Origin of the sequence: Sphaerotilus sp., assembly GCF_034519685.1 — a bacterium.
Lineage (GTDB): Bacteria > Pseudomonadota > Gammaproteobacteria > Burkholderiales > Burkholderiaceae_C > Sphaerotilus.
Genome location: NZ_JAXHOF010000003.1, coordinates 132,041 through 147,731 on the forward strand (window position 1 = coordinate 132,041; position 15,691 = coordinate 147,731).

At 65.1% G+C, this 15,691-nt stretch carries 1 protein-coding gene; it reads left to right on the forward strand.

What is annotated here, in order from left to right; genetic code table 11:
* Positions 1–54: 54 nt before the first annotated feature.
* Positions 55–15,357 carry a calcium-binding protein gene (locus U5O44_RS04230; protein WP_322587224.1) on the forward strand — a complete coding sequence of 5,101 codons (15,303 nt, stop codon included), beginning with the start codon at positions 55–57 and terminating at the stop codon, positions 15,355–15,357.
* The last annotated feature ends 334 nt before the right edge of the window (positions 15,358–15,691 follow it).

Genomic DNA, 15,691 nt, shown 5'->3' on the forward strand with positions numbered 1-15,691 from the left:
GCCGGTGATTTTCTTGCGCCCGTTTTACCCGTTCAAAACCAATTGGGGAAAATCATGGCGAATACCATCACAGGCACCAGCGGCAACGACAGCATTACCGGCACAGCGGCTGACGAAAGTATCCTCGGCGGACACGGCGACGACGTATTGCACGGCGAGGGCGGAAACGACACGCTGGACGGCGGAACCGGTTACGACCTGCTCAACGGCGGCAGCGGCAACAACACCTATTTGTTCGGCAAGGGCGACGGACGCGACACGATCGGATCGTACTGGGATGACACCCCCGGCAAACTCAGCACGGTCCAGCTCAAGGCCGGCGTGCTGCCCAGCGAAGTGTTCGTGCGGCGCGTCGGCAACAGCCTCGAACTCGCCATCACCAGCACCTCCGACAAGCTGTGGATCGCGGAATTCTTCTGGAACGACGACCCGGCCAATCAGTACAACGCCGTGCAGCAGGTCGTCTTCCATGACGGCACCACCTGGAACCTGTCCACGCTCGTCAGCATGGCCATGGCCGGCACGACCGATTCGGACAGCCTGCGCGGCCTCGGCACCGACGACACCCTGAGTGGCGGCATGGGCCACGACATGCTCAACGGCGCCGCCGGCAACGACGTCCTTGACGGCGGCATGGGCAACGACGCGCTCTACGGTGAAGCAGGCAACGACACCCTGGACGGTGGTGCAGGCAACGACCATCTGGACGGGGGCACAGGCAACAACACGTATCGGTTCGGCCGCGGCGATGGCCAGGATGTTGTCTCGGCGGCGGATGGCGCCGTCGACAAGTTCAGCACGCTGCAGTTCAAGGCGGGTGTCGCAGCCAGTGACGTGATGGTGTCGCGGGACGGTGTACGCCTGGTGCTCGCCATCAACGGCACGGGTGACCGCGTGACGGTCGAGAACTTCTTCTGGGGTGACGAGCCCGCTGGCAACTACTACAACGGCGTGCAGCAGGTGGCCTTCGCCGACGGCACCACCTGGGATCTCGCCACGATCAAGGCCAAGACCGTCACCCTGAGCAGTGGTAACGACTTCGTGCGCGGGTTCAGTTCGAACGACACCATCGACACGGGTGCTGGCCATGACACGCTCTACGGAGGCACAGGCAATGACGTCCTCAGCGGCGGTACAGGCGATGACTGGATCGATGGTGAGGCCGGAAACAACGCACTGCTGGGCGGGGCGGGCAATGACAGTCTGCATGGCAGCGATGGCGACGACACGCTCGATGGTGGCACCGGCAACGACGTGCTCAACGGCGGCTATGGCAGCAACGTCTTCCGCTTCGGTCGTGGTGACGGACAGGACCAGATCAGCTACAGCTGGTACGCTGACGGTGTGCTGGAATTCAAGGCCGGCATCGTGGCTGGAGACATCACGGCCCGGCGCGTGGACAACACCCTGGTGCTGTCCGTCAACGACACCACGGACCGTGTCTCGATCAGCGAATTCTTCACCTCCAGCGATCTTTCCAGTCCTTTGAGCCCTGTCGAACAGGTTCGGTTCTTCAACGGCACTGTCTGGGACAGTGCCACGTTGATGAACCTGGTCCAGGTTCCCGGCCTGGGGGATGACAGCCTCCAAGGCTATGGCGAGAGCGACACGATCAGCGGTCTGGCGGGCAATGACACCATCGTCGGCCATGAGGGTGACGATTTGCTGCAAGGCGATGAAGGCGCGGACAACCTGGTCGGCAGTGCAGGCAACGACACGCTGGACGGTGGCATCGGCGACGACGCGCTGTATGGCGGCGGCGACGACGACAGCCTTGTCGGTGGCGCAGGCAACGACTCGCTCGATGGTGGCTACGGCGACGACACGCTGAGCGGGGGCGCAGGCAATGACCTTCTGCACGGCGGCGATGGCACCAATGTCTACCTGTTCGGTCGAGGCGATGGGCAGGACGTGATCAGCTCGCATTACTACAGCGCAGGCACGCTGCAGTTCAACGAAGGGATCACCCCGGGCCAGATCGTGCTGCGCCGCATCGATGACAACCTGCAACTCTCGATTGCTGACACCACGGATTCGGTGACGATCCAGTACTATTTCTACGGGGACGACCCGAGCAACATTTACAACGGCATCCAACAGATCAGCTTTGCCGACGGCACGCTGTGGGACATCGCCGCGGTCATGGCCATGCCCATGACCGGCACCGACAGCACCGAGGTGCTGCGAGGCACCCATCTGGACAACACCATTTCAGCGGGCCTTGGCAACGACACCGTCTACGGCCACGCAGGCGACGACCTGATCCTCGGCGGCGGCGGTGATGACAGCCTCATGGGCGATGAAGGTAACGACACCCTGGAAGGCGGCACCGGCAACGATGTGCTGCAAGGCGGACTTGGCAACAATGTCTACCGCTTCGGCAAGGGCGACGGTCAGGACTGGATCTCCAGTTACGGCGACCCCGATGCCGCCAAGCTGAACACCCTCGCGCTCAAGGCTGGCATCAACCCGAACGAGGTCACGCTCAGGCGCAACGGCGACCAGCTCGTGGTGTCCATCGCCGGCACCACCGACCGCGTCACCATCGACGGCTTCTTCTGGTATGGCAACCCCTACGCCTCCAACCCGAGCGGCCAGCCCAACCCGGTCCAGCAGATCATCTTCGACGACGGCACCGTCTGGGACATCCCCGCCATCCTCTCGCAGGCCTTCACCGGCACGACCGAAGCGGATGCCATCGCCGGCACGGCGCTGGACGACACCCTGACCGGGGACATCGGCAACGACTCCCTGTGGGGCGGCGAAGGCAGTGACACGCTGCTGGGCGGCGCCAACAACGACTCCCTGTGGGGCGAGAACGGCAACGACAGCCTTGTCGGCGGTGCTGGCAATGACACACTGTACGGCGGCAACGGCAACGACACGCTCGACGGTGGCGCCGGCAACGACGTGATCACCAGCGACTACGGCAACGACACGATCCTGTTCGGCCGTGGGGACGGTCAGGACGTGGTGACCTACACCTGGTACGAAGATCCCGCCACCAAGACCAACACCCTGCGTTTCAAGGAAGGCGTGGCCCCGGGCGACATCATCGCGCGCCGTGTCGGTGACACGCTCGAACTCACGATCGCCGGCACCTCGGATCGCATCTCTTTCCAGAGCTACTTCTGGAACAACGAGCCCAACAACGTCTTCAACGATCTGCAGCGTGTCGAATTCGCGGACGGCACCGTGTGGAACGATCTGGCGGCCATCACGCAGCAGACCTTCCTCGGTACCGATCAGGCCGATGACCTGGTCGGCCTGGTCGAAAGTCATGACACGCTGACAGCTCAAGGCGGTGATGACACCCTCAACGGGCTCGGCGGAGACGATTCGCTGGACGGCGGCCAAGGCCGCGACACGCTCCACGGCGGCGACGGGCAGGACACGCTGAGCGGTGGCACGGGCAATGACCTGCTCTACGGCTCCCACGGCAACGACCTGCTGCAAGGTCAGGACGGCAACGACACGCTGTACAGTGAAAGCGAAAACGACACACTCGATGGTGGCGCCGGGAATGACCATCTCGACGGCGGCACTGGCGACGATGTGTACCTGTTCGGCAAGGGTGATGGCATCGATTTCATCACCTACGCCTGGGACGACCGCGCCGACAAGAACAACGTCCTGCGCTTCAAGGACGGCGTTGCGCCCAATGAAGTCATCGTCCAGCGCGAGAACGACTGGCTGGTGGTATCGATCGATGGCACAGCGGACAAGATCCGTATCGACGACTTCTTCTGGAACGGCACGCCGGTCAACGGCTACAACGACGTGCAGCGGTTCGAGTTCGCTGATGGCACCGTCTGGGATATCGACACGATCATCGGGAAAGCCACGACCTGGACCACGGGCATCAACGTCAGTGGCACGCCGAATTCGGATGCCATCACCGGCACCTTGCAGAACGACTCGCTGTACGGCGGTGATGGCGATGACGTGCTGACGGGCCAGTTCGGCGAAGACTCGCTGGAGGGGGGCAACGGCGACGACACGATCAATGGCGGTGGGGCAGATGATGTGCTCCTGGGCGGCGCTGGCAACGACGTGCTCAACGGTCAGGATCATCGGGACGCGCTGTACGGCCAGGAAGGCGACGACACGCTCGTCGGTGGCCTCAACGACGACTGGCTCAACGGCGGCACCGGCAACAACACCTACCAGTTCGCGCTCGGCGATGGACAGGATACCATTGAGTACACCAGCGACAGCACGGTCGGCAAGCTGAACACGCTGCAATTCGGCAGCGGCATCACCACCTCGGCGGTTCGGGCACGCCGCGATGGCAACACACTGGAGTTGTCCATCGGCGGCACCGAAGACCGCATCTCGATCCGGGAGTTCTTCTCGGGGGATACCCCGGACAACGCCAACAACCCGATCCAGCAGGTCACCTTCGCGGATGGCACGGTGTGGAATACCGCCACGCTGGTCCAGAAGGCCATGCTCACCACGGACGACGCAGACATGCGCTGGGGGACACTGGCCGACGACACGGTCGACGGTGGTCATGGCAACGACACCGTCTATGCGGGCGGGGGCAACGACCTGCTGCTGGGCGGCGGTGGCAACGATTCACTGGAAGGCCAGAACGGCGACGACACGATCGACGGTGGTGCCGGCGATGACCTGATGTTCGGCGGTTACGGCAACAACACCTTCCTGTTCGGCAAGGGTGACGGTCAGGACTGGATCGGCCTGATCGGCGACGACGCGCCAGGCAAGCTGAACACACTGCAGTTCAAGACCGGTGTCCTGCCCTCCGAAATCGGGGCCCGCCGCAATGGCAACAACCTGGAGCTGTCGATCGCCGGCACATCGGATGTGGTCACGATCGGTGCTTTCTTCGACTCGAACGATCCGGCCAACATCTGGAACCCGGTCCAGCAGGTGAAGTTCGCCGACGGCACCACCTGGGATCTGGCCACCCTCGCCAGCAAGGTGCTCACCGGCACCGCCAAAGACGACACGCTGATCGGCATCTATGGCAGTACCACCCTCAGCGGCGGTGCAGGCCATGACTATCTGGTCGGTGCAGGGCAGGCCGACGCACTGCACGGCGATGAGGGCAATGACACCTTGTACGCCGGCGCAGGCAACGACACGCTCAGCGGCGGCGATGGCAATGATGGGCTGTACGGCGAAACAGGCGATGACAGTCTGCTCGGTGGTGCTGGTGACGACTGGCTCGACGACAGCGAAGGCAGCGACACCCTGGACGGCGGTGCGGGCAACGACACCCTGACCAGCAGCGCCGGCAACGACACCTACCTCTTCGGCAAGGGCGACGGCCAGGATCTGGTGCAGGCGTACTACAACTCCGACACCTCTGCCGACAAGCTCAACACCCTGCGGTTCAAGGCCGGTGTCCTGCCCTCCGAAGTCACCGTGCGTCAGGTCTATGACAACTGGCAAGGCGGCAACCGCGCCCTCCAGTTCTCCATCGCCGGCACCTCCGACACCATCACCTTCAACGGCATCTTCTACGGCGACGACCCGGCCAACGGCTACAACCCGCTCCAGCAGGTCACGTTCGCCGACGGCACCACCTGGGATCTCGCCACCATCGTCGCCAAGACCCTGACCACCACCGACGGCCATGACAACCTGCGCGGCCTGACCGGAAATGATTCTCTTGCCGCCAGTGCGGGCCATGACACGCTCAACGGCGCCGCGGGCAACGACACGCTCAGCGGTGGCGATGGCAATGATGCGCTGTACGGGGAAGATGGCCATGACAGTCTGCTCGGCGGCTCCGGCAACGACTGGCTCGACGACGGCGAAGGCAGCGACACCCTGGACGGCGGTGCGGGCAACGACACCCTGACCAGCAGCGCCGGCAACGACACCTACCTCTTCGGCAAGGGCGACGGCCAGGATCTGGTGCAGGCGTACTACAACTCCGACACCTCTGCCGACAAGCTCAACACCCTGCGGTTCAAGGCCGGTGTCCTGCCCTCCGAAGTCACCGTGCGTCAGGTCTATGACAACTGGCAAGGCGGCAACCGCGCCCTCCAGTTCTCCATCGCCGGCACCTTCGACACCATCACCTTCAACGGCGTCTTCTACGGCGACGACCCGGCCAACGGCTACAACCCGCTCCAGCAGGTCACGTTCGCCGACGGCACCACCTGGGATCTCGCCACCATCGTCGCCAAGACCCTGACCACCACCGACGGCCATGACAACCTGCGCGGCCTGACCGGAAATGATTCTCTTGCCGCCAGTGCGGGCCATGACACGCTCAACGGCGCCGCGGGCAACGACACGCTCAGCGGTGGCGATGGCAATGATGCGCTGTACGGGGAAGATGGCCATGACAGTCTGCTCGGCGGCTCCGGCAACGACTGGCTCGACGACGGCGAAGGCAGCGACACCCTGGACGGCGGTGCGGGCAACGACACCCTGACCAGCAGCGCCGGCAACGACACCTACCTCTTCGGCAAGGGCGACGGCCAGGATCTGGTGCAGGCGTACTACAACTCCGACACCTCTGCCGACAAGCTCAACACCCTGCGGTTCAAGGCCGGTGTCCTGCCCTCCGAAGTCACCGTGCGTCAGGTCTATGACAACTGGCAAGGCGGCAACCGCGCCCTCCAGTTCTCCATCGCCGGCACCTTCGACACCATCACCTTCAACGGCGTCTTCTACGGCGACGACCCGGCCAACGGCTACAACCCGCTCCAGCAGGTCACGTTCGCCGACGGCACCACCTGGGATCTCGCCACCATCGTCGCCAAGACCCTGACCACCACCGACGGCCATGACTCCGTCCGCGGAACCATCGCCAACGAATCGTTGTCCGGAGGAATCGGCAACGACAACCTGGAAGGCGCTGGCGGCGATGATGTGCTCACCGGCGGTAGCGGACATGACAGTCTGTCTGGCGATCTCGGCCATGACACGCTCATTGGCGACGACGGGGACGATGCGCTCTATGGACGCGAAGGTGATGACAGTTTGCTGGGCGGCCAAGGTGATGACTGGCTCGACGGCGGCGACGGGAACGACACGCTCGACGGCGGCCTGGGCAACGATGGGCTGACCAGCGGCTACGGCAACGACGTTTACCTGTTTGGCAAGGGCGATGGTCGGGATGCGATCTACGCCTACGATAGCCACGACCCCACCTGGAACCGGCTCAATACACTGCAGTTCAAGGCCGGGGTTGTGCCCTCCGAAGTTGCAGTGCGCCTCGTCTACGACCCGTACTGGGGCAGTGAGCGGGCACTCGAGCTGTCGATCACTGGCACGTCCGACAAGATCACGGTCCACGGCTTCATGTTCGACGACCCGAGCAACGGCTACAACCCGGTGCAAATGGTCCGCTTCGCCGATGGAACCACCTGGGACTGGGTGACGTTGCAGGCGATGCTGGCCACCAACGCCGTCAGCGGCACCGCCAGTGCCAACACGCTCACCGGCTCCTCTGGCAACGACAGCCTGACCGGGCTGGCCGGCAACGACAGCCTCGTTGGTCTGGAGGGATCCGACTGGCTGGATGGCGGCACGGGCAATGACACGCTGGTGGGCGGCAGCGGCAACGATGTCTACGTGGTGGACAGCACCGCGGACGTCGTCACCGAAAACGCCGACGAAGGCACCGACACCGTGCGCACCTCGGTCAGCCTGACCCTGGCGGACCAGGTCGAGAACCTCGTGCTGACCGGCAGCACCGCGATCAACGCCACCGGCAACGCGCTCGACAACCGCCTGTTCGGCAACGCCGCAGCCAATGTGCTGGACGGCGGTGCAGGCGCAGACCTGATGGTCGGCGGCAGCGGCAACGACACCTACAAGGTGGACCACGAGGGTGACCTCACGCACGAGTTCACAGGTGAAGGCACCGACCTGGTCCAGACCGGCCTGAACTGGACCCTGTCGACCAACGTCGAGAACCTGACCCTGACCGGCACTGAATCCGTCAGCGGCACGGGCAACGAACTGGCCAACGTCCTCACAGGCAATGCCGCCGCCAACACCCTGACAGGTCTGGCCGGCAACGACACGCTGGATGGGGGTGCGGGTGCAGACACGCTGATCGGCGGCACCGGTGACGACACGTTCGTGGTGGACGAGGTCGGTGACGTGGTGCTTGAATCGAGCGGAGAAGGCACTGACCTGGTTCAGGCGGCCGTCAACTACACACTGGGCAACACGCTGGAAAACCTGACCCTGACCGGCACGGCCGCCTTGGACGGCACCGGCAACGCGCAGGACAACGTGCTGACCGGCAATGCGGCCGCCAACACGCTGGACGGTCAGGCAGGTGCGGACACGATGGCCGGTGGCGCGGGCAACGACACCTACCTGGTCGACGACGCAGGCGATGTCGTCACCGAGGCCGCAGGCCAAGGCACTGACCTCGTGAAGTCGAGGGTGTCATACACCTTGGCGGCGAATGTCGAGAACCTGACGCTGCTGGATCCACCGCCGTCGATGCTCATCTACAGCAACGACTTCGACGGGGCTGAATACTTTGGCACCAAGGGCAGCGGCGGTCTGTCTGGTGTGGTCACGACCGAAAGCGTCCAGGGTTTCGCGGATCTGGGGTTCGCAGGAAATTTCCTGCGCAACACCGCCACCGGTAACCCGGCTGCCGCCACCACCTTGACCTTCAACAACCTGCCCGCTCACACGGCGATCGACGTCCAGTTCCTCCTGGCCTTGATCGACTCGTGGGACAGCATGGATGACCGACCGGGCGCCACGCCCGACATGTTCGACTTGTTCAATGTGGCAGTCGACGGTCAGGTCGTGCTTCAGGCCACGACCAACAACGCATCGGGTACCGTGACCTACAACGGCACTCGACTCGGCGGCTACGAATCCCGCGGTTTCGGTGGATGGTCGGCGAGCGCATACAACATGGATGGCGAGCCGGCACTGTCGTTCGCACACACCAGCAGCACGCTGAATATCCAGTTGTTTGCCGGTGGCGGCGGATGGGAAGGTGGCAACAACGAATCCTGGGCCATCGAGAACCTGCAAGTCACGCTCACCCCGGCCCAAGACAGCCCGATCAACGCCACCGGCAACGACCTCGCCAACGTGCTCACGGGCAACGCCTCGGCCAACGTACTGGATGGCGGCACCGGTGCCGACACCCTCAAGGGCGGCAAGGGCAATGACACCTACGTCGTGGACAACGCGGGCGATGTCACCACCGAACTTGCCGGCGAGGGCACCGACCTCGTCAAATCATCGATCACCTGGACCCTGGGCGCCAACCTCGAGAACCTGACGCTGACCGGCAGCGCCGCCATCAACGCCACCGGCAACACGCTGGCCAACGCCCTCACCGGCAACACCGGCGCCAACGTCCTCGACGGCGGCGCAGGTGCTGACACGATGACCGGCGGCGCGGGCAACGACACCTACGTCGTCGACAACGCGGGCGATGTCGTCACCGAAGCAGCCTCCGAAGGCACCGACCTCATCCAGTCCTCCGTCTCCTACACAGCTTCGGTCAACGTCGAGAACCTCACCCTCACCGGCACCACCACGATCAACGCCACCGGCAATGCCTTGGCCAACGCCCTCACCGGCAATGCAGGTGCCAACACGCTCACAGGCTTGGCCGGCAATGACACGCTCGACGGCCAGGCCGGTGCAGACACGCTGATCGGCGGCATCGGTGACGACACCTATGTCGTGGACAACGCGGGGGATGTGGTCACCGAAGCAGCCTCTGAAGGCACCGACCTCATCCAGTCCGCGGTGTCGTACACGGCTTCCGCCAATGTCGAGAACCTCACCCTGACCGGTTCGGGCGCAATCAACGCCACCGGCAACACACTGGCCAACGCCCTCACCGGCAATGCGGGTGCCAACGTCCTCGACGGCGGTGCAGGCGCCGACACGATGACCGGCGGTGCGGGCAACGACACCTATGTCGTCGACAACGCGGGCGATGTCGTCACCGAAGCCGCCTCCGAAGGCACCGACCTCATCCAGTCCTCGGTCTCCTACACCGCTTCCACCAACGTCGAGAACCTCACCCTGACCGGCTCAGGCGCCATCAACGCCACCGGCAACGCGCTGGCCAACGCTCTCACCGGCAATGCGGGTGCCAACGTCCTCGACGGCGGTGCAGGCGCCGACACGATGACCGGCGGTGCGGGCAACGACACCTATGTCGTCGACAACGCGGGCGACGTGGTCACCGAAGCCGCCTCCGAAGGCACCGACCTCATCCAGTCCTCGGTCTCCTACACCGCTTCCGCCAACGTCGAGAACCTCACCCTGACCGGCTCAGGCGCCATCAACGCCACCGGCAACGCGCTGGCCAACGCTCTCACCGGCAACGCTGGCGCCAACGTGCTCGACGGTGGTGCAGGCGCCGACACGATGACCGGCGGTGCGGGCAACGACACCTATGTCGTCGACAACGCGGGCGATGTCGTCACCGAAGCCGCCTCCGAAGGCACCGACCTGATCCAGTCCTCGGTCTCCTACACCGCTTCCACCAACGTCGAGAACCTCACCCTGACCGGCTCGGGCGCAATCAACGCCACCGGCAACACACTGGCCAACGCCCTCACCGGCAATGCGGGTGCCAACGTCCTCGACGGCGGTGCAGGCGCCGACACGATGACCGGCGGTGCGGGCAACGACACCTATGTCGTCGACAACGCGGGCGATGTCGTCACCGAAGCCGCCTCCGAAGGCACTGACCTCATCCAGTCCTCGGTCTCCTACACCGCTTCCGCCAACGTCGAGAACCTCACCCTGACCGGCTCAGGCGCCATCAACGCCACCGGCAACACACTGGCCAACGCTCTCACCGGCAACGCTGGCGCCAACGTGCTCGACGGCGGTGCAGGCGCTGACACGATGACCGGCGGTGCTGGCAACGACACCTATGTCGTCGACAACGCGGGCGACGTGGTCACCGAAGCCGCCTCCGAAGGCACCGACCTGATCCAGTCCTCGGTGTCGTACACCGCTTCCACCAACGTCGAGAACCTCACCCTGACCGGCTCGGGCGCAATCAACGCCACCGGCAACACACTGGCCAACGCCCTCACCGGCAATGCGGGTGCCAACGTCCTCGACGGCGGTGCAGGCGCCGACACGATGACCGGCGGTGCGGGCAACGACACCTATGTCGTCGACAACGCGGGCGATGTCGTCACCGAAGCCGCCTCCGAAGGCACTGACCTCATCCAGTCCTCGGTCTCCTACACCGCTTCCGCCAACGTCGAGAACCTCACCCTGACCGGCTCAGGCGCCATCAACGCCACCGGCAACGCGCTGGCCAACGCTCTCACCGGCAACGCTGGCGCCAACGTGCTCGACGGCGGTGCAGGCGCTGACACGATGACCGGCGGTGCTGGCAACGACACCTATGTCGTCGACAACGCGGGCGACGTGGTCACCGAAGCCGCCTCCGAAGGTACCGACCTGATCCAGTCCTCGGTGTCGTACACCGCTTCCACCAACGTCGAGAACCTCACCCTGACCGGCTCGGGCGCAATCAACGCCACCGGCAACACACTGGCCAACGCCCTCACCGGCAATGCGGGTGCCAACGTGCTCGACGGCGGTGCAGGCGCCGACACGATGACTGGCGGTGCGGGCAACGACACCTATGTCGTCGACAACGCGGGCGATGTCGTCACCGAAGCCGCTGGCGAAGGCACCGACCTGATCCAGTCCTCGGTCTCCTACACCGCTTCCACCAACGTCGAGAACCTCACCCTGACCGGCTCGGGCGCAATCAACGCCACCGGCAACACACTGGCCAACGCCCTCACCGGCAATGCGGGTGCCAACGTGCTCGACGGCAGTGCAGGTGCTGACACGATGACCGGCGGTGCTGGCAACGACACCTATGTCGTCGACAACGCGGGCGACGTGGTCACCGAAGCCGCCTCCGAAGGCACCGACCTGATCCAGTCCTCGGTGTCGTACACCGCTTCCACCAACGTCGAGAACCTCACCCTGACCGGCTCGGGCGCCATCAACGCCACCGGCAACACACTGGCCAACGCCCTCACCGGCAATGCGGGTGCCAACGTCCTCGACGGCGGTGCAGGCGCCGACACGATGACCGGCGGTGCGGGCAACGACACCTATGTCGTCGACAACGCGGGCGATGTCGTCACCGAAGCCGCCTCCGAAGGCACCGACCTCATCCAGTCCTCGGTCTCCTACACCGCTTCCGCCAACGTCGAGAACCTCACCCTCACCGGCACGGGCGCGATCAATGCGACTGGCAACGAACTGGCAAATGCCCTTGTCGGGAATGCGGGGGCAAACATCCTGACGGCAGGCGCTGGCAACGACACGATGACTGGCGGTGCGGGCAACGACACCTATGTCGTCGACAACGCGGGCGATGTCGTCACCGAAGCCGCTGGCGAAGGCACCGACCTGATCCAGTCCTCGGTCTCCTACACCGCTTCCACCAACGTCGAGAACCTCACCCTGACCGGCTCGGGCGCAATCAACGCCACCGGCAACACACTGGCCAACGCCCTCACCGGCAATGCGGGTGCCAACGTGCTCGACGGCAGTGCAGGTGCTGACACGATGACCGGCGGTGCGGGCAACGACACCTACGTCGTCGACAACGCGGGCGATGTCGTCACCGAAGCCGCCTCCGAAGGCACCGACCTCATCCAGTCCTCGGTCTCCTACACCGCTTCCGCCAACGTCGAGAACCTCACCCTCACCGGCACGGGCGCGATCAATGCGACTGGCAACGAACTGGCAAATGCCCTTGTCGGGAATGCGGGGGCAAACATCCTGACGGCAGGCGCTGGCAACGACACGCTGGACGGGGGAATGGGCGCCGACACCATGGTCGGCGGCACCGGGGCCGACACCTACGTCGTCGACAACGCCGCCGACGTGGTCACCGAAGCCGCCTCCGAGGGCACCGACCTCATCCAGTCGTCTGTCTCCTACACAGCTTCGGCCAACGTCGAGAACCTCACCCTGACCGGCTCGGCCGCCATCAACGCCACCGGCAACGCTCTGGCCAACGTGCTGACCGGTAACACCGGCGCCAACACCCTCGACGGCGGCTCCGGCGCCGACACCCTCGTCGGGGGCAGCGGCGATGACACCTATGTCGTCGACAACGCCCTGGACATCGTCACCGAATATGACGGCGAAGGCACCGACACCCTCCAGTCCTCCCTCACCTGGACCCTGGGCGCCAACCTCGAGAACCTGACCCTCACCGGCTCGGCCGCCCTCTCCGGCTTCGGCAACTCGCTCGACAATCTGCTCACCGGCAACTCGGCCCGCAACCGCCTCGAAGGCCTCGCTGGCAACGACACCCTCGACGGCGGCTCCGGCATCGACACCCTCGTCGGCGGCTCCGGTGACGACACCTACCTCGTCGAGTCCACCGGCGACCGCGTCATCGAACGCTCCGCCGCCGACGGCACCGACACCGTCCTGAGTTCCGCCTCCTACTTCACCCTGGAGGCCCACGTCGAGAACCTCGTGCTGCTGGGCTCGGCCTCCATCGGCGGCGCCGGCAACGCCCTGGCCAACGTCCTCACCGGCAACGCCGGCGACAACCTCTTCGACGGCGGCGAAGGCAGCGACACCCTCTTCGGCGGCGCCGGCAACGACAGCCTCTACGGCAACGCCGGCTCCGACTCCATGCTCGGCGGCACCGGCGACGACACCTACCGCGTCGGCCTGAGCACCGACATCGTCGTCGAACTCGCCGATGAGGGCTCCGACACCGTCGAGGCCGTCAACACCAGCTACACCCTGTCCGACCATGTCGAGAACCTCGTCCTGGCGGGCGCGGCCTACTACATCAACGCCACCGGCAACGCCCTGGCCAACCACATCACCGGCAACTGGGGCTACAACGTCCTCACCGGCGGCGCCGGCAACGACACCCTCGACGGTGGCGAGGGGGCTGACACCGCCGTCGGCGGCACCGGCGACGACACCTACTACGTCAACAGCTCCGCCGACATCATCACCGAGCTGGCCGGCGAAGGCACCGATGTCGTCTTCAGCACCGCCCGGAACTTCATCATGGGCGCCAACGTCGAGCACATCACGCTGCAGGGCTCCGGCTCGATCAGCGCCGTCGGCAACGCCTCGGCCAACACCATGATCGGCAACTCGGGCGACAACACCCTCGACGGCGGCGAGGGCAACGACAGCCTCGTCGGTGGCGCCGGCTTCGACTCCCTGCTCGGTGGCGCCGGCTCCGACACCATGGCCGGCGGCGCCGACAGCGACTTCTACCGCGTCGGCTCCGCTGGCGATGTGGTCATCGAACTGGCCAACGAAGGCCTCAACGACACCGTCGAGGCCTGGATCCACTACACCCTCGGCGCCAACGTCGAGCACCTCACCCTGGGCAGCACCAACGCTCTCAATGGCACCGGCAACGCCCTGAACAACGTCCTCACCGGCAACGCCGCCAACAACGTCCTCGACGGGCTGACCGGCGCTGACACGATGGCCGGTGGCGCCGGCAACGACACCTACTTCGTCGACAACACCGCTGATGTCGTCAACGAGGCAGCCGGGGCCGGCACCGACCAGGTCAACGCCTCCGTCTCCTACACCCTCAAGGCCAACGTCGAGCGGCTCACCCTCACCGGCTCGGCCAACCTCAACGGCTACGGCGGCGACGACGCCAACACCCTCACCGGCAACTCGGGCCACAACCTCCTCGACGGTGGCGCCGGCAACGACACGCTGATCGGCGGCGCTGGCAACGACACGCTGCTGGGCAACGCGGGTGACGACTCCATGCTCGGCGGCTCCGGCAACGACACCTACCGCGTCGCCAGCGTCGGTGACACCGTCGTCGAACTCGCGGGCGAAGGCACCGACTCCGTCGAGGCCTACCTCAGCTACACGCTCGGCGCCAACGTCGAGAACGTCGCCCTGTTCGGCTCCGCCCTCACCGCCACCGGCAACGCCCTGGCCAACCAGATCACCGGCAACAGTCTGGCCAACACCCTCACCGGGGCAGCCGGCAACGACACCTATGTCATGGGCCGCGGCAGCAATGCCGACACCATCGTGGACACCGACGCCTCCGCCGGCAACCTCGACACCCTGCGCTTCACCGCCGGCATCGCCTCCGACCAGCTCTGGTTCCGCGCCCTCGGCAATGACCTGGAGGTCTCCATCATCGGCACCTCCGACAAGGCCACCGTCAAGGACTGGTACCTCGGCAGCCAGCACCACCTGGAGCAGTTCACCACCGCCGACGGCAAGGTGCTTCTCGACTCGGCGGTCGACAACCTCGTCACCGCCATGGCCAGCTTCTCCCCTCCAGCCGTCGGGCAGACCTCCCTGTCCTCCACCTACCAGGCCAGTCTCGCTACCGTCATCGCCGCCAACTGGAACTGAGCCCCTTCGGGAAACGACATGCACACCGCCCCTTGTTCGAGGGGGCGGTTCGCCTCTGTTCACCCGCGCCCATGCGGCAGAATCCCCGGAAATGAAACAAGGGAGGACTGCACGACCCGGGACTGTTGCGGCGAGGTCGCTGGCTCACCTGTCGAGCCAGTGACCTCGCCGCAGGTGTGACGGAGTTCCGATCTCGGTCCGCTGTCACAGAGAATCGCCCTTCCCGTGGGCAACAATCCTCCGCAAACGAAAAATCCCATCAATAACGATGAATGCGGGCTGGAATCACCATGTATCGGGAACCACCGACTGACGGCGTGCAAGACGTGACGCC